The 19,888-nt window shown below is 69.5% G+C and carries 17 protein-coding genes and 1 rRNA gene; 13 read left to right on the top strand and 5 right to left on the bottom strand.

The features are described from left to right. Window positions 1–92 (top strand): 5S ribosomal RNA (gene rrf, locus ABZU76_RS09415); the annotation flags it as partial. Between the two features lie 85 nt (window positions 93–177). On the opposite strand, the gene ABZU76_RS09420 is transcribed toward rrf, so the two are convergent. After that, entirely contained in the window at window positions 178–621 is a 444-nt protein-coding gene (locus tag ABZU76_RS09420) for an Lrp/AsnC family transcriptional regulator (RefSeq protein WP_354867594.1), read from the bottom strand. Between the two features lie 125 nt (window positions 622–746). Between ABZU76_RS09420 and ABZU76_RS09425 the strand changes: the two genes are divergently transcribed. The 6 genes from ABZU76_RS09425 to ABZU76_RS09450 all read left to right on the top strand — a co-directional run bounded on the left by ABZU76_RS09425 (window position 747) and on the right by ABZU76_RS09450 (window position 7,259). Continuing rightward, window positions 747–1,175, top strand: coding sequence for a rhodanese-like domain-containing protein (locus tag ABZU76_RS09425; RefSeq protein WP_354866808.1), 429 nt, complete (start codon window positions 747–749; stop codon window positions 1,173–1,175). Then, the gene (locus ABZU76_RS09430; protein ID WP_354866810.1) at window positions 1,172–1,921 is read left to right on the top strand and encodes a type 1 glutamine amidotransferase; all 750 of its coding nucleotides are present in this window, start codon (window positions 1,172–1,174) and stop codon (window positions 1,919–1,921) included. The genes ABZU76_RS09425 and ABZU76_RS09430 overlap by 4 nt, the downstream gene beginning before the upstream one ends. A gap of 94 nt (window positions 1,922–2,015) precedes the next feature. Further along, a complete protein-coding gene (locus tag ABZU76_RS09435; RefSeq protein WP_354866812.1) occupies window positions 2,016–3,146 on the top strand; it encodes an inorganic phosphate transporter in 1,131 nt (376 codons plus the stop codon). Window positions 3,147–3,201: 55 nt separating this feature from the next. Next, entirely contained in the window at window positions 3,202–6,177 is a 2,976-nt protein-coding gene (locus ABZU76_RS09440) for a bifunctional [glutamine synthetase] adenylyltransferase/[glutamine synthetase]-adenylyl-L-tyrosine phosphorylase (RefSeq protein WP_354866814.1), read from the top strand. Window positions 6,178–6,198: 21 nt separating this feature from the next. Beyond that, entirely contained in the window at window positions 6,199–6,630 is a 432-nt protein-coding gene (locus ABZU76_RS09445; protein WP_220246551.1) for an acyl-CoA thioesterase, read from the top strand. After that, window positions 6,627–7,259, top strand: coding sequence for a class I SAM-dependent methyltransferase (locus tag ABZU76_RS09450; protein ID WP_354866817.1), 633 nt, complete (start codon window positions 6,627–6,629; stop codon window positions 7,257–7,259). Before ABZU76_RS09445 ends, ABZU76_RS09450 begins: the two co-directional genes overlap by 4 nt. A 67-nt stretch (window positions 7,260–7,326) precedes the next feature. Here ABZU76_RS09450 and ABZU76_RS09455 read toward each other — a convergent pair whose 3' ends face one another. Continuing rightward, window positions 7,327–7,893 (bottom strand): TetR/AcrR family transcriptional regulator, encoded by a 567-nt coding sequence (locus ABZU76_RS09455; protein WP_354866819.1) that lies wholly within the window; start codon window positions 7,891–7,893, stop codon window positions 7,327–7,329. 217 nt (window positions 7,894–8,110) lie between these two features. Between ABZU76_RS09455 and ABZU76_RS09460 the strand changes: the two genes are divergently transcribed. Genes ABZU76_RS09460 through ABZU76_RS09470 form a run of 3 tightly spaced genes read left to right on the top strand, consistent with a single transcriptional unit; the run spans window position 8,111 to window position 11,680 of the window. Further along, window positions 8,111–8,563 (top strand): (2Fe-2S)-binding protein, encoded by a 453-nt coding sequence (locus tag ABZU76_RS09460; RefSeq protein ID WP_354866821.1) that lies wholly within the window; start codon window positions 8,111–8,113, stop codon window positions 8,561–8,563. Next, window positions 8,550–9,512, top strand: a complete 963-nt coding sequence (locus ABZU76_RS09465) for a xanthine dehydrogenase family protein subunit M (RefSeq protein ID WP_354866823.1) — start codon at window positions 8,550–8,552, stop codon at window positions 9,510–9,512. Before ABZU76_RS09460 ends, ABZU76_RS09465 begins: the two co-directional genes overlap by 14 nt. Further along, a complete protein-coding gene (locus tag ABZU76_RS09470; protein ID WP_354866825.1) occupies window positions 9,509–11,680 on the top strand; it encodes a xanthine dehydrogenase family protein molybdopterin-binding subunit in 2,172 nt (723 codons plus the stop codon). Before ABZU76_RS09465 ends, ABZU76_RS09470 begins: the two co-directional genes overlap by 4 nt. Window positions 11,681–11,845: 165 nt before the next feature. On the opposite strand, the gene ABZU76_RS09475 is transcribed toward ABZU76_RS09470, so the two are convergent. Beyond that, a complete protein-coding gene (locus ABZU76_RS09475; RefSeq protein ID WP_354866827.1) occupies window positions 11,846–13,978 on the bottom strand; it encodes a hypothetical protein in 2,133 nt (710 codons plus the stop codon). 263 nt (window positions 13,979–14,241) lie between these two features. Then, window positions 14,242–15,666, bottom strand: a complete 1,425-nt coding sequence (gene glnA, locus ABZU76_RS09480) for a type I glutamate--ammonia ligase (RefSeq protein ID WP_354866829.1) — start codon at window positions 15,664–15,666, stop codon at window positions 14,242–14,244. Window positions 15,667–15,841: 175 nt separating this feature from the next. Between glnA and ABZU76_RS09485 the strand changes: the two genes are divergently transcribed. Further along, on the top strand, window positions 15,842–16,327 hold the full coding sequence (locus tag ABZU76_RS09485) for an RDD family protein (RefSeq protein ID WP_354866831.1): 486 nt from the start codon (window positions 15,842–15,844) through the stop codon (window positions 16,325–16,327). Window positions 16,328–16,391: 64 nt separating this feature from the next. On the opposite strand, the gene ABZU76_RS09490 is transcribed toward ABZU76_RS09485, so the two are convergent. Next, window positions 16,392–17,120: a DUF4191 domain-containing protein gene (locus tag ABZU76_RS09490; protein ID WP_220246559.1), complete on the bottom strand. Its 729-nt coding sequence runs from the start codon at window positions 17,118–17,120 to the stop codon at window positions 16,392–16,394. Between the two features lie 64 nt (window positions 17,121–17,184). Here ABZU76_RS09490 and ABZU76_RS09495 point away from each other — a divergent pair, with 64 nt between their 5' ends. Beyond that, entirely contained in the window at window positions 17,185–19,278 is a 2,094-nt protein-coding gene (locus tag ABZU76_RS09495) for an ATP-dependent DNA helicase UvrD2 (protein ID WP_354866834.1), read from the top strand. A gap of 210 nt (window positions 19,279–19,488) precedes the next feature. After that, window positions 19,489–19,749 (top strand): hypothetical protein, encoded by a 261-nt coding sequence (locus tag ABZU76_RS09500; protein ID WP_354866836.1) that lies wholly within the window; start codon window positions 19,489–19,491, stop codon window positions 19,747–19,749. Window positions 19,750–19,888 lie beyond the last annotated feature (139 nt).

The raw sequence follows: 19,888 nt of genomic DNA on the forward strand, positions 1-19,888 counted from the left end.
CGCCCGGTCCCATTCCGAACCCGGAAGCTAAGCCTGGTAGCGCCGATGGTACTGCAACCGAAGGGTTGTGGGAGAGTAGGACGCCGCCGAACTAAATGTCAGGGTTAGGCCCCGGTCGAGAATCTTCACGGTTCTCCCGGGGCCTAACTCTATTTCCAGACCTTTTCGCCCGCCGGCTCAGCTTGGGCGGGTGATCGGCCGGCTCACCACGGGAGACGAGAAGACCAGTGAGGTCGTCGTCTCGCCGTAGCGCTGGGCGCGCTCCACGAAGGTCTCCAGTTCGCCCGTCGAACGGCAGCGCACGCGCAGCAGCCAGCATTCGTCGCCCGTGATGTGGTCGGCGGAGACAACCTCCGGCAGCGGCAGGATCGTCGCGCGGAACCGCGGGCCGTCGAGGCTGCGGACACGCACGCGGACCATGGCCTCGATCGGCAGGCCCAGCTTGGACGCGTCGACGCGAGCGGCGTAGCCCGTGATCACCCCGCGCTGCTCGAGCCGGCGCACGCGTTCGGTTACGGCGGGGGCGGACAGCGACACCCGCCGGCCGAGTTCGGAGAACGTGAGGCGGCCGTCGGACTGCAGGAGCTGGATCAGCTGCCAGTCGACGGTGTCGAGGTCCACGAAATGGTTCACAGAACAAACTCCCGGCAGAGCGCGGCCCGAACAAGGAAATCCCAGGCTAACCAACGCGATCACCAGGGTTCGGCTCTGTGGCGAACACCCCGCGCCAAGCGACGATTGACCCCATGAAACCCCGCATCCTCCAGTTCGAGACCCCGGCACCCAACCAAGCCGTCACCTACTTCGGGCGCGAGCTCGGCTTCGAGGTCGACCCCGTCGACCTGGCCGAAGACCTCGCCGAGGGTCGCACCGACGGGTACGTCCTGGCTGAGACCCGCGGGGCCGAGGCCTACGCAAGAGCGCGCATCCCCGGGGCCATCCACCTGCCCTACAAGAACATCACCGAGGACAGCACCCGCGACTTCGACAAGGACCTCGTCTACGTCTGCTACTGCGAAAGCATCCACTGCAACGCCGCCACCCAAGGCGCGCTCCGCCTTTCGGCCCTCGGCTTCACCGCGAAGCGTCTCTCCGGCGGCATCACCACGTGGCAGAACGCCGGCCACCCCACCGAGACCGCGCTCCTCACCCCACTCCGTACCCTGGAGAGGTGACACGTCTGCTGATCATCCAACCCGACGTCGGCGACCCCCTCGGCCCGCTCGGTGACTGGCTGACCGAGGCCGGCGCCGAGCTCGAGGTCCGAAACCCACCGGAGCACGAGCTGCCCGCCGACCTCGACGGCTACGCGGGTGTCGTCTGCCTCGGCGGGGGCATGGGCGCACTGGACGACGAGCGCCACCCGTGGCTCGCAGAAGTCCGCAAGTTGCTCGGCCAGGCCACCGGCAGGCAGCTCCCGACGCTCGGCATCTGCCTCGGCGCGCAGCTGCTCGCCGCGGCCACCGGCGGCCAGGTCGTGGTCGGCGAGGACGGGCCTGAGGTCGGCCCCGCGCTCGTCTCCAAGAAGGACGCCGCCTGGACCGACCCGCTGTTCGCCGACCTGCCGCTGATGCAGGACGTGATCCAGTTCCACAACGACGTGATCAAGCGCCTCCCGCCCGGCGCCGAGCTGCTCGCGTCCGCGCCGCTGTACCAGAACCAGGCCTTCCGCCTGCGCCGCTGCGTCTACGGCGTGCAGTTCCACATCGAGACGACGCCGGACCTCGTGCGCCACTGGGCCGAGGAGGAGCCTGAGATGGCGGAACTCACCCGTCCGGGGGCGCTCACGCCGGAGAAGCTGATCTCTGTGCACGCGGACATCGCCGAGACCTGGCGGCCGTTCGCGCACCGGTTCGTTCGATTGGCCGCCGGAGAGCTCGACGCGGCGGCGGAGAGTCAACACACATTGCCACTCGCTTAGCGGATGATGCACGGATCACTAACGCAGCGTTGACGATTCACTCGATCGGTCAGGTACCTTGCGAGAGATGCTCCCGTAGGTATGGAGGACCGGGGTGGATCCCTCGCTAGTGGTCGTCGTCGTCATCGGCACGGCCCTCGTCTTCGACTTCACCAACGGCTTCCACGACACGGCCAACGCGATGGCTACCTCCATCGCCACGGGCGCGCTCAAACCGCGGGTCGCGGTAGCCATCTCGGCGGTGCTGAACCTCGCCGGGGCGTTCCTGTCGGTGGAGGTCGCGAAGACGATCTCCAGCGGCCTCGTCGACGACACCAAGATCGGACCGTCGATCGTCTTCGGCGGGCTGATCGGGGCGATCGTCTGGAACCTCGTCACCTGGTACGTCGGCCTGCCGTCGAGTTCGTCGCACGCGCTGTTCGGCGGCCTCATCGGCGCCACCTGGGTTTCGGCGGGCGCCGACTCGGTGCACTTCGGCAAGATCGTGGACAAGGTCCTCGTGCCGGCTGCCGCGTCGCCGATCATCGCAGGCCTCGTGGCGGCCGGCTTCACGTACCTGGTCTACAAGCTCTTCGTCCGCAAGCGCGGCGGACGCGGCTTCCGCGTCGGCCAGATCTTGTCCGCGTCGCTCGTCTCCCTCGCGCACGGCACCAACGACGCCCAGAAGACCATGGGCGTGATCACCCTGACGCTCGTCAGCGCCGGCGGCCTGCCCGCGGGCTCGGCGCCGCCGATCTGGGTGATCATCAGCGCGGCGTCGGCCCTCGCGCTCGGCACGTACCTCGGCGGCTGGCGCATCACGCACACGCTCGGCAAGGGCCTCACCGACATCGAGGGCCCGCAGGGCTTCGCCGCGCAGACGAGCAGCGCCGCCGTGATCCTGCTGTCGTCGCACTTCGGCTTCCCGCTCTCGACCACGCACGTGTGCTCCGGCGGGATCGTCGGCTCGGGTGTCGGCCGTCGCGAGGCGCCGGTGCGCTGGCGGATGGCCGGACGCATGGTCGTGGCCTGGCTGTTCACGCTGCCGGCGGCCGCCCTCGTCGGCGCGGCCGCGGGGAAGCTCGCGTCGCTCGGTACGGCGGGGACAATCGGCGTCGGTGTCGTGGGCATCGCCATCGGCGTCGGCATCTACGTGCTCTCGCGCCGCCGGCCCATCACCGCGCACAGCTTCCAGGTGCCGGAGCCCTCGGCCGCCGACACGGAACCCGACCGCCTCGCCGCCTGAAAGTGGACGCGTGCCTGCCTGCTCAGCCGACCTGGATCCGGCTACGGTGAACGAGATGGCAGAGCGCGCGCGGACGGCCGCATCGGCGGCCCGGTACGGCTTCACCGACGACAAGGCCGACGCCCAGTTGCGTGCGGCGGGCTGGTGGGACGCCGCGGGACCGGTCGAGGGCACCGCCGACGTGCTCGCGGCCCTCTCGCGCGCCGCCGACCAGGACCTCGCGTTGCAGGGTCTCGACCGCATCCGCGAAGCCGACGAAGGCGCGTGGCCCGAGCTGGACCGCGCCCTGCGCGACAACCGGACGTTTCGCGGCCGCCTGCTCGGGGTGCTCGGCACGTCCACCGCGCTCGGCGACTTCCTCGCCGCCAACCCCGGTGAGTGGCACTGCCTCGCCGACCACCGCTGCACCGTGCCCGAGCAGTTCGCCGACCGGCTGCTCGACGACGTGCGCCAAGACGACGGCACGTACGTCACCGGTCTGGCCGCCGAGCAGGCGCTGCGGACGGGGTACCGGCGGCTGCTGCTCGGCATCGCGGCCGTCGATCTCGGGCACCTCGTGGAGGAGGGGCTCGACCACCCGTCGTTCAAGGACATCACCCACCAGCTGACGCTTCTGGCCGAGGCTGCGCTGAAGGCGGGCCTCGCCGTGGCCGAGCAGGAGGTCGGGGCGAGTGCCGAGGGCGCGCTGGCCGTGATCGCGATGGGCAAGACCGGCGGGCGCGAGCTCAACTACGTTAGTGACGTCGACGTGATCTTCGTCGGCGCCGGCGACCTCGGCGTGGCGACGCGGCTGGCCAGCACGATGATGCGGGTGGTCGGCAAGGCGTGTTTCGAGGTCGACGCGGCGCTGCGGCCGGAGGGCAAGAGCGGCGCGCTCGTGCGCACGCTCGAGGGGCACACGGCGTACTACCAGAAGTGGGCGAAGACCTGGGAGTACCAGGCGCTGCTCAAAGCGCGCCCGGTCGCGGGTGACGCCGGGCTGGGCGAGGAATACGCGGAGATGGTCGCGCCGATGGTGTGGGCGGCCGCCGACCGCGAGAACTTCGTGACCGAGGTGCAGCAGATGCGTCGGCGCGTGGAGGACCACGTCTCCGCGGAGCACGCCGAGCGCGAGCTGAAGCTGGGCCGCGGCGGGCTGCGTGACGTCGAGTTCGCCGTGCAGCTGCTGCAGCTCGTGCACGGGCGCGTGGACCCCGAGCTGCGCTCACCGTCCACAATGGAGGCACTGGCGGCGCTGGGTGAGGGCGGGTACGTCGGGCGCGCGGACTCGGCCGAAATGGGGACTTCGTACGAGTTCCTGCGCACCGTCGAGCACCGGCTGCAGCTGCGCCGGCTGCGGCGCACGCACCTGTTCCCGGAGTCGAGCGACACCGACGAGCTGCGCATCCTCGCGCGCGCGTGCGGGATTCGCGCGGTGCGCGGGCGGAGCCAGGGCCAGGAGCTGCTCGCCGAGTTCCGCCGCCACGCACAGGGCATCCGCCGGCTGCACGAGAAGGTCTTCTACCGCCCGCTGTTGCAGTCGGTGGCGAACGTGCCGACGGAAGCGTTGCGGCTCACGACAAAGCAGGCCGCGAGCCGGCTCGCCGCCTTGGGTTACGCGGCGCCGGAGGGCGCGCTACAGCACATCAAGGCGCTGACCTCGGGCGTCTCGCGGCGCGCGGCGATCCAGCAGGCACTGCTGCCCGTGCTGCTCGATTTCCTCGCCGACACACCGGATCCCGACGGCGGTCTGCTGTCGTACCGGAAGGTGTCAGAGGCGCTGGAGGACACGCCGTGGTACCTGCGCGTGCTGCGCGACGAGGGCACAGTGGTGGAGCGGCTCGCGTTCCTGCTGGGCACGTCGAAGCTGGTGCCCGACCTGCTCGTGCGTGCGCCGGAAGTGCTGCAGCTGCTGGGAGAACCGGCTCGGCTGACGGGGCGAAGGCCGGCGGAGGTGGCGACGTCGTTGCGGGCGGCCGTCCGGCGTCAGCCCGGGTTGAACGCGGCGGTGGCGGCAGCGCGCTCGTTGCGGCGGCACGAGTTGCTGCGCGTGGCGTGTGCGGATCTGCTGGGGCTGCTGGACGTTCCGGCCGTGTGCGAGGCGCTGTCGAGTGTGTGGGTCGCCGTGCTGCAGGGTGCGCTGGCCGCGGCGTACCGGCAGCGCCAGGCGGAGCTGGGGCGCACGCCGTCGACCGTCGCCGTGATCGGCATGGGCCGGCTCGGTGGCGCGGAGCTGGGCTACGGCTCGGATGCCGACGTGCTGTTCGTCTGCGAGCCCGCGGAAGGTGTGTCGGACTCCGACGCGGTGAAGTTCGCTTCGTCGGTGGCCGAGACCGTGCGCAAGATGCTGGGCGCGCCGAGTTCGGATCCGGCGCTGGTCGTCGACGCGGACCTTCGGCCGGAGGGACGCAGCGGGCCGTTGGTCCGGACATTGGACTCGTATCGCGCGTATTACCAGCGCTGGGGCGAGGTCTGGGAGGCACAGGCGCTGCTGCGCGCGCGGTTCATCGCCGGCGACGAGGAGCTGGGCGAGCGGTTCATCACGATGATCGACCCCGTCCGCTACCCCGAGGGCGGCCTCGACGCGACGAAGGCCCGCGAGATCCGCCGTATCAAAGCGCGCGTGGAAACCGAGCGCCTGCCCCGCGGCGCCGACCCGACACGCCACACGAAGCTCGGCCGCGGCGGGCTGGCCGACGTCGAGTGGACCGTGCAGCTGTTGCAGCTGCAGCACGCGCACGAGCAGCCGAGCCTGCGCACCGCGTCGACGCTCGACGCTTTGACTGCGCTCGCGGAAACGGGTCTGGCGCCCTCGGAGTCGGTCGACTACCTGCGCGAGGCGTGGCTGCTGGCCACGCGCGTGCGCAACGCCGGGATGCTCGTGCGCGGCAAGGCCGTCGACGAGGTGCCCGGCTCGGGCCGCGACCTGGCCGCCGTGGCGCGCGTGTTCGGCTACACCGTGGACGACGACCCGGGCGAGTTCCTCGACACCTACCGACGCGTCACGCGCCGCGCGCACGCCGTGGTCGAGGAGCTGTTCTACGAGAACTAGCTTTTACCTAGAGTGGGGCACGTGACCGATCGCGAACCGTTCCGCACCCGCATCAAGGTGCGCCACTACGAGCTCGACTCGCTGGGCCACCTCAACCACGCCGTCTACCACTCCTACGGCGAGGTCTCGCGCATCGAACTCTTCGAATCCGCGGGCGATTCGCGGCTGCGCGAGGAAAACCTCGCGCCGGTCCTGCTGGAGTCCCACATCGTCTACCGCCGCGAACTCCGCGGCGGCGACACCGTCGACGTCACCTGCGACGCCCGCTTCGGCGACGGCAAGGTCTTCTGGATGACCTCCCGCATCCTCAAACTCGACGGCACCCTCTCGGCCGAGATCACCTGCACGGTGGGCCTGATGGACCTGGCGGCCCGCCGCCTCGTCGACGACCCCCGCGGCCGCTTCGAACGCGCCGGCCTGAACCTCAAGGTCCTCTCGACGGGGGAGCAGTGACTTCCTGGCTGTCGGAGATCCGTGCCTCCTACGACACTGTCGCCCCCAGCTACGCGGCCCAACTGCGCGACACCCTCGCCGGCAAGCCGCACTTGCGCTCCTTGCTGGGCCTCTTCGCGGAACTCACCGACGGCCGCGTCGCCGACGTCGGCTGCGGCCCGGGCTGGGTCACCGCCCACCTGCACTCCCTCGGCGTCGACGCCTTCGGCCTCGACCTCTCATCCGAGATGATCGCCTTCGCCCGCCGCACCCACGACGGCGTCCCCTTCGCCGTCGGCTCGATGACGGACCTTCCCATCCCGACCGATTCGTTGGGCGGCATCCTCGCCTTCTGGTCCCTCATCCACCTCCCCGACGCCGCCCTGCCGACGGTTCTGGCGCATTTCCACCGCGCCCTCCACCCCGGCGGCGTGGTCCTCGCGGGCTTCCACGTCGGCGACACGACCACGTGCAAGACCTCGGGCTACGGCGGCCACCCCATGCACGTCCACATCCACCGCCGGCGCCCCGCCACCATGTCGGCCTTCCTGCGCGCCGCCGGCTTCACCATCGAATCGGAAACCCTCTTCGACCCGGACGCTCGCGTCCCCGGCGGCGTGGTCATCGCGCGGGCAGGTCAGTCCCAATAGCTGACGAGTGCCTCGCTTGGCGCGGCTACGGCCGGCACCGCGGATTTGCGGACGTGGCGCTCGGCGGTCAGTCCGCGCGCATCCCTCGCCACACGAAGTCCACCAGGCTTTCCGTGGCCGCCTTCCAGTCCTCGTCCGGGCTGAGCAGCAGCAAGCCCGCCATGGCGCGCATCACCGTCTCCACCGAGATGTCCGGGCGGACGGTGCCGGCGGCGACGTTGGCCTTCAGCAGGGTGTCGAGGGCGCCGACCAGGGATTTGTACGCGTGGGCCGGCAGTTGGGCGCTGCTCGAGGCCGCGCGCAGGGCCGTGGCGAGGCCGCGTTTGGTGATCAGGTAGTGCGCGAGGTGCTCGCGCGCCCAGACCCGGAACGCTTGCTCCGGCGGGCACCGCTCCAGCAGCGTCGGCACGACGTTGACGAGCTGGCACACCTCCCGCTCGTACACGGCGAGGATGAGGTCGGCCGCGGTGGGGAAGTGGCGGTAGACGGTGCCGACGCCGACTTCGGCCTGCTTCGCGATGGCGTTGAACGAGACCGCGCCCGAGCACGCGAGCGACTGGGCCGCGACGGCGAGGATGCGCTCGTGGTTGCGCCGGGTGTCCGCGCGTCGCGGGCTGACCGATCCCGTCGACATCGTTCCTCCCGTTCCAAGCGGCGTCTCCCCTGCTCAGGACTGTAGTGCAGGGCTTGGAGCAGCTCCAGGACCTGCACCTCGTTGCGAAGCGGATAGTAATCCGATAACCTCGGAAACGCGAGCTTGAGCGGATGACTATCCGCTAGCCTACCCGGCGCTCGCGTTCCGAGTCGCCGGCTTCTCCCACCACAACCCCATCCTGCGGGAAAGAGTTCCAGTGGACATCTCCCTCGAAATCAACGGACGAGTCGAACAGCTCGCCGTCGAACCCGGCGTCACGCTGCTCGACGCGCTGCGTGAACGGCTCGGCGTGACCGGCCCCAAGAAGGGCTGTGACCGCGGCCAGTGCGGCGCCTGCACCGTGCACGTCGACGGCAAACCCGTGCTCTCGTGCCTCACCCTCGCGGCCACCGTGCGCCGGCCGGTCACCACGGTCGAAGGTCTGTCCACTGAGGACGGATTGCATCCCGTGCAACAGGCGTTCGTGGACCAGGACGCGTTGCAGTGCGGCTTCTGCACGTCCGGGCAGGTGATGTCGGCCGTCGCCGCCGTGCGCGACGACGTCACGGATGTCCGCGAGTTCATGTCCGGCAACCTGTGCCGCTGTTCGGCGTACCCGAACATCGTGGCCGCGGTCGAGCAGGCGAGGCGGGCCGATGCGACCGTTTGAGCTGACCGCGCCCACCACCGTCGAAGACGCGCTTGACGCGTCCGGAACCTTCCTCGCCGGCGGCACCACGCTCGTCGACCTGATGAAGCTCGACGTCCTCACCCCGCAGCGGGTGCTGGACATCAACGACCTCCCGCTGCGCGGCATCGACACCACCGACGGCCTGCGTTTCGGGGCCCTGGAACGGATGGGTGACATCGCCGCGCACCCCGGCGTGTACCCGGCGATCTCGCGCGCGCTGCTGCTGAGCGCTTCGCAGCAGCTGCGGAACATGGCCAGCATCGGCGGCAACCTCATGCAGCGCACCCGGTGCTCGTACTTCCGCGACGTCACCATGCCGTGCAACCGGCGCGACCCGGGCAGCGGCTGCTCCGCGCTGGCGGGCGTCAACCGCATGCATGCGATCCTCGGCACCAGCGACTCCTGCGTGGCGACACACGCCAGCGACGTCGCGGTGGCGCTGGTCGCGCTGGACGCCGAGGTGGAACTCACCGGCAGGACCGGCAAGCGCACGGTGAAGCTCACCGATTTCTACCGCACGCCAGGCGAAACGCCGGACGTCGAGAACGACCTGCGCCCCGGCGAGCTGATCACCGAGGTGCACGTGCCGAGGCTGGACTGGGCGGAGAACTCCACCTACGTCAAGATTCGCGACCGCCAGTCGTACGAGTTCGCGCTCGCGTCGGCCGCGGTTGCGCTGGACGTGCGCGACGGCGTGATCGCCGACGCACGGGTGGCCGTCGGCGGGGTGGCGACCGTGCCGTGGCGGCTCACGGCGGTGGAGGAAGCGTTGCGGGGCAAGCCTGTCACGCAGGAATCGTTCGAGCAGGCAGCTGCCCTGGCCGCGGAAGGCGCGCGGCCGCTGGCGTTCAACTCGTTCAAGGTGTCCCTGGTGAAGCGCACCGTCGTGCGCGCGCTGCTGGAGCTGACCGAAGGGAGCCGTCGATGACCGACAGGCTCGACGCGCCGTTGAAGGTCACTGGGCGCGCGAAGTACGCGATGGACCACAACTTCCCGGGCATGGCCTACGGCTACGTCGTGGTCAGCACCGTGGCCCACGGCCAGGTCGAGAGCATGGACTCCGATGCGGCGAAGGAAGCGCCGGGCGTCCTCGCCGTCTACACGCCGTTCGACCGGCTGGACCTGCGCACGCCGCCGGTGTCGCCGATCATGGGCGAGACCTGGGTGCCGCTGCGCAACACCGACGTCGACTACTACGGGCAGCCGATCGGGTTCGTCGTCGCGGAGTCGTTCGAGCAGGCGCGCGACGCGGCGATGCTGGTGGACGTCACGTACGACGAGAAGCCGGCGCTGGTTTCGTTCGACGAAGGGCTCGCCTCGGCCGAGGACGCGCCGGAGTCGCGCGGGAACCCGCCGCAGATCGAGGTGCTGGCTGACGACGTCGAGTCCATTGAGGACGTTTTCGCCGCCGCTCCGTTCGTGGTGGACCACGCTTATCGCACGGCCACGCAGAACCACGCCGCGATGGAGCCGCACTCGGCCGTCGCGGTGTGGGGCGACGGCGAGCTCACGGTCTACACCGGCAACCAGGGCAGCAACCTCGTCGCCATGGAGCTCGCCGGCGCGCTCGCGCTCGACGTCTCGGCCGTGCACGTGATCAACCCCTACGTCGGCGGCGCGTTCGGGGGGAAGGGGCGCACGTCCACGCCCGCGTTCCTCGCGGCCGCGGCGGCGAAGGAGCTGGGCCGGCCGGTGAAGGCGGCGCTGACGCGCGAGCAGGTCTTCACGGCGACGGCCACGCGAGCCGCGACGCTGCAGAAGGTCACCATCGGCGCCGACGCCGACGGCACGATCCTCGGCCTGCGCCACGACTCGTGGTCGAGCACGGCGATGGACCGGTCATTCGTGGAGCCGACGTCGCACGGCACCTCGCGCGAGTGGTACGCCACGAAGAACCTGTCCATCAGCCAGAAGATGGTGCCGCTCAACATCCCGCCGACCACGTTCATGCGCGCGCCGGGCGAGGCGCCGGGCTCGTTCGCGCTGGAGAGCGCGATGGACGAACTGGCCGTGGCGCTGGGCATGGACCCGATCGAGCTGCGCATGCGCAACAGCTCGCTCGCCCCGCCCGGCAAGGACCTGCAGTGGTCGAGCAAGCACCTCGACGAGTGCTTCGCCGTCGGCGCGCGCGAGTTCGGCTGGTCTCCGCGGCCGCAGGGCCGCGTCGACGGCGACTGGCTGGTCGGTGTCGGCATGGCGACGGCGATGTTCCCCGCCCTGCGCTTCCCCGCGACGGTCGGCATCACCCTCAACGCGGACGGCACCGCCGAGGTCGCGACCAGCGGCGCCGACCCGGGAACGGGCCTGCTGAACGTGATGTCGTCGGTCGGCGCGGAATCGCTGGACCTCGTGCCGTCCCGGATCACCCCTCGGCTGGGCGACTCCAAGCTCCCCCCGGGCGGCATGTCCGGTGGCTCCACGGCGACGGCCAGCGTCGGCACCGCGATCATGCTCGCGGCGAGCGAGGTGCTCGACGCGCTGCTGGCTCTGGCTTCTGCGCCAGGCGCCCCGTTCGCGGGCCAAGAGGTGACCTACGCCGACGGCCACATCCACGGCGACACCGAAACCATGCCCTTCGGCTCACTGCTCCGCGCCGTCGGCCAGGATTCCTTGTCCGCCACGGGTTCCTCGGCGCCGGGCGAGGAGCTGACCAAACACTCGTTCAGCTCGTTCGGCGCCCAGTTCTGCGAGGTCCGCGTCCACCGCCTCACCGGCGAGGCCCGCGTCTCGCGCCTCCTGGGTGTCTTCGACGGCGGCCGCATCATCAACGACAAGCTCGCCCGCAGCCAAATCAAGGGCGGCATGATCTGGGGCGTCTCCGCGGCGCTGCACGAGGCTCTCGAGCTGGACACCTGGGGCCGCTTCGCCACGGGCGACTTCGCGAGCTACCTCCTGCCGGTCAACGCCGACATCCCCGACATCGACGTCCACTTCGTCCAGTACCCCGACACCTTCCACAACGCCGTCGGCGCCCGCGGCATCGGCGAAATCGCCACTGTCGGCGTCGCCGCCGCCATCGCCAACGCCATCTACAACGCGACCGGCGTACGGGTCCGCCACATCCCGATCATGGTGGAGGACCTGCTGGTGGACTGAAGCTTTTCGGCGGGGGCGTGAAAATCGGGACGGCGGCTGGGGTTTCCCCTCGGCCGCCGTCCCGCGCGTTCTATGGGGCCGTCGGTCCAGGGCCGCCCAGCACACGTCGCGGTACAGCGACTCCGCCGCGCGGACCTGCTCCTTTGTGACCGAACGCCCTCAACGTCACCGGCTCTTCCGCTTCCCCCGGACCTTTCGAGACGGCCGTGGCATTCCGGCCAGCGGGTGCACAGTCGCAAGCCCAGACCGCCGTTTGGTGAATATCTCCCGCAGCTCCGCTATCCCGGGCTCGTTCGGATGGCCGCAGGCCAGCAGTTCCGCAGTCAGGCTGCGAGCCTCGTCGGGAGGGATCGCGGCGAGGGCGTCGGCAATGGCGTCGGGGCCGCCGACCTCAAGCAGGAGGATGAACTGCTCAGCCATGGCACACAGTCTTTCCTCGTCGCTGAGCTCCTCCACCGCGAGCTCTCCGTTGCCGACGAGGATCTGCACGACGATCGGGCCCAGCTGCCGGTCCTGACGCAGACCCCGCAGGAACGTGGAACCGTCGGGAATGGCCTGGGTCAACACGTCGAGCGTTGCGCCTGCGCGCGAACGGAATGGGCAGTTGCGGATGGCATCCAGCAGCAGAGACAGACCACGCTCCAGACCACCGTGGGTGTCCAGCCATCCGGCGAGTTCCGCTTCCGCCGTCTCCGGGGTGTAGTGCTCGGTGAGCGCACCCAGCAGCCCGGCGGGTTCGGCGTTGGACAGCTCCCCGACCAGCGGCGCGTGGCGGCCCGCTTCAACCAGGCGGGTGCGTACCGCCCGAGCGGCGAGTGGCGTCAGGGTCATCAGGTCCACGGCGCCGGCGGAGAGCGCGGACCGCAGGCGATCGGCTGCATCCGGCGGGAACACGTCAGGTCCGTCCCGTCCGAGGTCCGCGCCGAAAATTGGATCGGGGTCACCGGTCGTGAGTTTGACCGCACCGAAGTCGGCGAGCGTGGTGAACAGCCGGCGCAGGTCCGCGAGGACTCCCTCGCGCCAGGCCGTCTCGGTCGTCTCATCCAGCTCGTCGAGGTAGAACGCTTCGCCAAACGACAGCCAGACGCTCTCTTCGAGCCGGACCACCGGAATCGGTTCGGGAAAGCTGTAGAGGGTGTTGAGGACGTCGGGTAGCACTTCGTCGATGATGCTGCCGAGCATGAAGGTGTACTCGGGTACCCAGCCACGCCCGCGCCTGACGAGGTCGGGGGAGGGTAGTGCGTCGAACGCTGCGGTCCAGAGTGCCAGGCCTTCGCGCAGCAGCCGCGCGTTCTTCTCCACCCGTACCAGCTTGCCCTTGATCACCCGGACTACGCGGATCTTCTTGGCGAGCTCGACCAGACTGGCCAAGACGGGCAGATCGGCGCTGCTCTGGGTCCGATAGGTCCGGTCCCCGATCCTCGGATCGAGCTCGTCGCCGGTGTCCAGCAGTGTCACGAGCTCGCGTGCATCAGCCAGTTTGAGGTTGCCGGTCGGTGTCAGCGCTCGTCCGTTGCCAGCCCATTCGACCAATGTGCGCAACCAGGTGACGACCGGCGTCTGCTCGGCGGCTGCCGCGAGTTCTGCATCGGGGGGAAGCGATACCGGAAGCTGCGCCATTGCTCGTTCGGGCCGGCTGTCACCGGCGAGGACGTGTCGCGCGGCGATCTCGCTGAGCACCTCGTCGTCGTAGTCGACCCGGCCCTCGCGGACCTCGTTGACGAAGCTGTCCATGGCGGTTTCGTCAACGGGATCGATTCCGTGCCGGAACGCGTTCATCACCCAGAATTTGGACACGCCGAAGTTGCGTTCATCGGCCATTGCCGCAGCGAATTCGGCGCCGGCTTTCGTCACAGCCGCCTCGAGATCCGCCAGTGGATCACCGGTCGGGTCGGCCAGTCCGGTCGCGTGCAGATAACGCAGAAGTAGCCGCAGGCCATCCGGGACATGGGCCGAGTCCTCCGGGGTGGCCGACAGCGTTCGAGGCGTGTGCGACAGCAGAAATTCCTCGACCAGGCCGGTGGTCCAGTACCCCAGGCGCCCGTCGACGCTGTAGTGCCGGAACTCCAACGCCGCTTCCAGCGCCACCGGATCGACGTCCTCGTGCTCTGCCCAGGCCGCGCAGCGACGTATCAGCAGGGCCTTGGCCGCTTCGAACGCGTCGGTGTCTTCAAGCTCGAAATACGTGCGCATCGCGGTCTCACGGTCCTCGCTGTACGTCACGGAAGGCGTGCCAAAGGAAGGAAGTTCGGGATAGTCGCTGTACGGCTGGTCTTTGAAGCGGCGGAAAGCGGGCATCCGCGATCTCACCGAGGTCGAACGTGTCCAAAGCGAGCACAAGCACAGCCTAGGGGCTGAGCCCCGACCCGTCGCGAAGGAGCAGCAGGGGCGCGCGGCATCGTGGAGGAAGTCCCCTGAAGCGCTCGGCGTTCGCGTCGTGACAGAGAAAAAGTCATGGCCCGCCGACGGAGCGTCGGCGGGCCATGACTTCGCGTTCAGACGGCCTGGGAAGTGGCCTGCCAGCGTTTCCGCTGGTCAGGACATTGTGCGGACTTCCAGGATCACACGTCGTAGTAGAGCGAGAACTCGTACGGGTGCGGACGCAGCCGCAGCGGGTCGATTTCGTTTTCGCGCTTGTAGGAGATCCAGGTGTCGATCACGTCGGGCGTGAAGACGCCGCCCTCGAGCAGGAAGTCGTGGTCGGCTTCCAGGGTGTCGAGGACCGTGCCGAGGTCGCCGGGGACGAGCTTGACGTTCTTGGCTTCCTCGGGCGGGAGCTCGTAGAGGTCCTTGTCGATGGGCTCCGGCGGCTCGATCTTGTTCTTGATGCCGTCGAGGCCGGCCATCATCATCGCGGAGAAGGCCAGGTACGGGTTGCCCGACGAGTCCGGGCAGCGGAACTCGGCGCGCTTGGCCTTCGGGTTGTTGCCCGTGATGGGGATGCGGACACACGCCGAACGGTTGCGCTGCGAGTACACCAGCGAAACCGGCGCCTCGAAGCCTGGCACGAGGCGGTGGTACGAGTTCACCGTCGGGTTCGTGAAGGCCAGCAGGCTCGGCGCGTGCTTGAGCAGGCCGCCGATGTAGTGGCGCGCCGTATCGGACAGGCCCGCGTAGCCGGACTCGTCGTGGAACAGCGGCAGGCCGTCCTTCCACAGCGACTGGTGGCAGTGCATGCCCGAGCCGTTGTCGCCGGCGAGCGGCTTCGGCATGAACGTCGCGGTCTTGCCGGCGGCGAACACGGTGTTCTTCACGATGTATTTGAACAGCTGCAGGTCGTCGGCAGCGTGCAGCAGCGTGTTGAACTTGTAGTTGATCTCCGTCTGGCCGGCGGTGCCCACCTCGTGGTGCGCGCGCTCGATCTCGAAGCCGGAGCCCTGCAGCTGGCGGACGATGTCGTCACGCAGGTCGGCGAAGTGGTCGACCGGCGGGACGGGGAAGTAGCCGCCCTTGAACTTCGTCTTGTAGCCCTGGTTGCCGCCCGGCTCGTCGGTGCCGGTGTTCCACCAGCCCTCGACCGAGTCGATCTCGTGGAACGACGCGTGCTCGGCCGAGTCGAAGCGCACGGAGTCGAAGATGTAGAACTCCGCCTCCGGGCCGAAGTACACGTTGTCGGCCACGCCGTACTCGGCGATGTACTGCTCGGCCTTGCGCGCGATGTTGCGCGGGTCGCGGCTGTACGCCTCACGCGTGAACGGGTCGTGCACGAAGAAGTTCAGCGAGAGCGTCTTCGCCTTGCGGAACGGGTCGATGCGCGCGGTCTCGGGGTCCGGCAGCAGCAGCATGTCGGACTCGTGGATCGACTGGAAGCCGCGGACGGACGAGCCGTCGAAGGCGAGGCCGTCCTCGTAGGCTTCGAGGTCGAAGGCCTTCGCGGGCACCGTGAAGTGCTGCATCACGCCCGGCAGGTCGCAGAACCTGACGTCGATGGACTCCACCTTCTCGTCGGCGATCAGGCGCTGGATGTCGTCTGGAGTAGTGGGCACCCTCGGTGACTCCTTCTTCGATCGAGCTCGCTCGGCAGTACTCTCTTCGGCTCACGCTAAGAGTGCGGTGTTGCCCGACCGTCACCCGTATGTTTCACACACGTTAACGGGTGGCGTGACACGCGCCATCCGACCAGGGCAGATGTGGCGCGCGCCACCGGCATACCCTGGACGGGTGGCGAGATGGACTGGCGAATGGCTCCCCGGGACCGGCAGCGGTCCGGGGTCGGAAAACCGAACCGTGCCGAAATGGCCCGGTGAAACGTTCGGTCTGCCCGAATCGGGTGTCGGCTCCGTTGCCGGCTTCGGGTCGCGGCTGTTGGCGCTGGTCATCGACCTGGTCCTCGCGGGCCTGATCACCACGCTGTTCGTGCGCTACGACGTGCAGGACGTCGCCGCGATGCAGACGTTCAACTGGTGGGCCGGCGTCGTCTGGGCCGTCATCACGACCGTGCCGGCGATGTTCTTCGGCTTCACGCCGGGCATGGGCGCCGTGGGCGTGCGCGTCGCGCGCCTCGACGGCGCCTCGATGGTCGGCCCCTGGCGCGCGGTGGTGCGGATGGTGCTGACGGTCGTGATCGTGCCCGCCCTCGTCCGCAACACCGACGGCCGCAGCTGGCTCGACCGCGTGACCGGCACCGTCGTGATCCGGATGCGCTGACCGTCCCCGAACAAAAAGGCCTCCTGCTCAGTGCGAGCGGGAGGCCTTTTCAGCGGTAAGAGGGTCAGCGACGGCGGATCGTCCGCTGCACGTTGCGCATCTTCGCGCCGGCGGGCATCGGGCCTTTCGGCATCGCCGCGCCGCGGTTGCCGAGCGCCGCGAGCTTGGCCTCGAGCGCGTCGACCTGCGGCGGCTTGAGGTTACGCGGCAGCTTCATCAGCGTGCTCTGCAGCTTCTTGAGCGGGATCTCGTTCTCGCTGTTGCCGATGGTGTAGTCGTAGATCGGGGTGTCGCCGATCAGGCGTGACACGCGCTTCTTCTCCTGAGAGAGCAGCGCCTTCACGCGGTGCGGCGCGCCCTCGGCCACGAGGATCACGCCGGGCGCGCCGAGCACGCGGTGCACGGCGTCAAGCTGCGTGGTCGCGGCGACGGTCGGCGTCACGCGCCAGCTGCCGCGCATGTTCTCCAGCGCCCACGCGCCGGCGCCGGGCTGGCCGTCGGCCTTCGTGTACACGGTCTTCTGCACGCGGCGGCCGAAGATGATCACCGCGAGCAGCACGCCCAGCACGATGCCCAGCGGGAGCAGCGCCCACTGCACGTTGAAGATGAACCCGACACCGAACAGGACGCCCGCGACGACCACGATCGAGCCGGCCATCCAAGGAATCAGCATCGGGTCTTCGCGGCGTTGCATCTTGAACGCCTCGAAGAGCTGCCCGCGCCGCGCCTTGCCGGCCGCGCGCTTCTCCTGCTTGGCCAGCTTGGCCGCTTCCTTGTCCTGCTTTCCCGCCATCTGACCAGGATACGGCCGCGTGCCCTGCCACGAATCCCTCGGCCCCCTCTGCGAGGATCGAGGGGTGGCAAGCGCATCGTCTCCGAAGAGTCGCCAGGGCCTGCTCGACGGGCTGGATCCCGAGCAACGAGCCGCCGCCTCGGCGCCGCGCGGGCCCGTCTGTGTTCTCGCCGGCGCCGGCACGGGCAAGACGCGCACGATCACGCACCGCATCGCGCACCTGGTCGGCGCAGGTCACGTCTCCGCCGGGCAAGTACTCGCCGTCACCTTCACCACGCGCGCGGCGGGCGAGATGCGCACGCGGCTGCGTGGTCTCGGCGTCGACGCCGCGCAGGCGCTCACCTTCCACGCCGCCGCGCGCCGGCAGCTGCGGTACTTCTGGCCGCGCGTGGTCGGCGACCGGCCGTGGGACATCGTCGACAACAAGTTCCGGCTCGTGGCGCAGGCCGCCCAGCGCGCGCGGCTGAGCACGGAGACGGAGGTGCTGCGCGACCTCGCGAGCGAGATCGAGTGGAGCAAGGCCTCGCTCGTCTCGCCCGACGACTACCCGGCCGTCGCCGCGCGCACGCAGCGCGACACCCCGGCGCCGGTGGCGCAGGTCGCGCAGGTGTACCGGCTGTACGAGGAGATCAAGACCTCCGCGCAGGTCCTCGACTTCGACGATCTGCTCCTGCACACCACCGCCGTGCTCGAAGAACACGAAGCCGTCGCCGTCGAGTTCCGCGACCGCTACCGCTGCTTCGTGGTCGACGAGTACCAGGACGTCACGCCGTTGCAGCAGCGCCTGCTCGACGCGTGGCTCGGCGGCCGCGACGACCTCACCGTCGTCGGCGACGCAAACCAGACCATCTACTCCTTCGGCGGCGCCTCGCCGCGGCCGCTGCTGGAGTTCACGCGGCGCTTCCCCGAGGCCACCGTCGTGCGGCTCGAGCGCGACTACCGGTCGACGCCCGAGGTCGTCGGGCTGGCGAACCGGGTGATCGGTGCTGCGCGCGGGCGTCCGGCGGGGTCGCGGCTGAAGCTCGTCGGCCAGCGGCCGCCGGGGCCCGAGCCGCGGTTCGCCGAGTACGAGGACGAGTCGGCCGAAGCGGCGGCGGTCGCGCGACGCATGCGCGAGCTGCTCGACGGGGGAGTGTCGGCCAGCGAGATAGCCGTGCTGTTCCGCGTGAACGCGCAGTCGGAGGCCTACGAGCAGGCGCTGTCCGAGTCCGGCATCCCGTATCTCGTGCGCGGCGGCGAGCGGTTCTTCTCACGCGCCGAGGTGCGGCAGGCGATGTCGGCGCTGCGAGTGGCGTCGGCCGATCCGACGTCGCTCGACCTGGTGACGGCGGTGCGGTCGGTGCTCGCGCGCGTCGGCCTCACCGAGCAGCCGCCCGCCGGCGGTGCGGCGAAGGAGCGGTGGGACGCGCTGCTCGCGCTGGTGGAGCTGGCCGAGGAGCTGGCGGCGAGCGTCGCCGACGCCGACCTGCCGCGGCTCGTCGCGGAGCTGGAGCAGCGCGCGGCGGCGCAGCACCCGCCGACGGTCGAGGGCGTCACGCTGGCGTCGCTGCACGCGGCGAAGGGCCTGGAGTGGGACGCGGTGTTCCTCGTCGGCCTGTCCGAGGGCACGATGCCGATCCTCCACGCGGGCGACGACGAAGCCGCGATCGAGGAGGAGCGGCGGTTGTTCTACGTCGGCGTCACCCGGGCGCGGGAACACCTGTCACTCTCGTGGTCGCTGTCGCGTACGCCGGGTGGCCGGCGCAATCGTCGCCGCAGCCGCTTTCTCTACGGGCTGATCCCGGAGGACCACCCGGCCGCCCGCGTCGCGCGGTCGCAGCAGACGTCGTCGGCGCCGGGTTCGAAGGCGGCGCGCTGCCGGCTCTGCGGCGGGCCGCTGCTGCAGACGATCGAGGTGAAGCTGGGGCGGTGCTCGAAGTGCCCGTCCACAGTGGATGAAGGGCTGCTGGAGAAGCTGAAGACGTGGCGCGGCGAGCGTTCGCGGGAGCTGAAGGTGCCGGCGTTCGTGGTGTTCACCGACGCGACACTCATGGCCATCGCCGAACAGCGACCGACCGACGACGGAGCGCTCGTGTCGATCTCCGGCATCGGCGCGACGAAGCTCGAACGCTTCGGCGCGGAGGTGCTCGACGTGGTTCGCGCCTCGATGCGGTCTTGACCGCGTCCGCACCCTGATCGGTGCGGCGAACCCGCTGCTCGGAGGCGATCTTCGTAGCTTCGGAGAGTTTTCGGGAAAATAAGTTGCCCCGGTGTGCGAGGGGCAATAATCTGCTCCTACCCGGGTGGGAAGCCCCCGGTCTGGGGATTCACATGACGCGCGCCGCCTCGGGTGGCGAACGTCCGGACAGCGGAAGGTGGTGCCGGTGAAATGATCAGCAACATGATGCTCTCGAACCCTGGCACCGGTCTGTCCGGCTGCGGTCTCATCCCCGCTTCGCGCCAGGGTACCGATGTGTCCACGAGCGCCCATTTCGGCGGATTCCGTCGGATTGACGAGCGTACGTGGACCGCGGTTGAGGTCACCCTGGCCAACGCCGCCCTCGTTGGCGCGTACCCGCAGGTTGATGTCGATCTGCCGACCATCAAGCAGTTCCGTGTTCCGTTGTCGATACGGGAGCGAAGTTCCTGACCTAGTCAGGACACGAGGCTCACGAAGGCCGCGGAACCGGTAACCGGATCCGCGGCCTTCGTGTTTTTTTGGCTGCACAACCCCCACGAGGAACAAGTTGTCCAGTTCGATCGACAGTCCCAAAACCACCGAAACGACA

The sequence above is a fragment of the Amycolatopsis sp. NPDC005232 genome, from assembly GCF_040607795.1.
Taxonomy (GTDB): domain Bacteria; phylum Actinomycetota; class Actinomycetes; order Mycobacteriales; family Pseudonocardiaceae; genus Amycolatopsis.

Excerpts from the sequence above, each read along its gene's own strand:
- ABZU76_RS09425 (WP_354866808.1), top strand. The coding sequence starts at position 747 with ATGAAACCCCGCATCCTCCAGTTCGAGACCCCGGCACCCAACCAAGCC.
- ABZU76_RS09440 (WP_354866814.1), top strand. The coding sequence starts at position 3,202 with ATGGCAGAGCGCGCGCGGACGGCCGCATCGGCGGCCCGGTACGGCTTC.
- ABZU76_RS09455 (WP_354866819.1), bottom strand. The coding sequence starts at position 7,893 with ATGTCGACGGGATCGGTCAGCCCGCGACGCGCGGACACCCGGCGCAAC.
- ABZU76_RS09465 (WP_354866823.1), top strand. The coding sequence starts at position 8,550 with ATGCGACCGTTTGAGCTGACCGCGCCCACCACCGTCGAAGACGCGCTT.
- ABZU76_RS09470 (WP_354866825.1), top strand. The coding sequence starts at position 9,509 with ATGACCGACAGGCTCGACGCGCCGTTGAAGGTCACTGGGCGCGCGAAG.
- ABZU76_RS09475 (WP_354866827.1), bottom strand. The coding sequence starts at position 13,978 with ATGCCCGCTTTCCGCCGCTTCAAAGACCAGCCGTACAGCGACTATCCC.
- ABZU76_RS09490 (WP_220246559.1), bottom strand. The coding sequence starts at position 17,120 with ATGGCGGGAAAGCAGGACAAGGAAGCGGCCAAGCTGGCCAAGCAGGAG.
- ABZU76_RS09500 (WP_354866836.1), top strand. The coding sequence starts at position 19,489 with ATGATCAGCAACATGATGCTCTCGAACCCTGGCACCGGTCTGTCCGGC.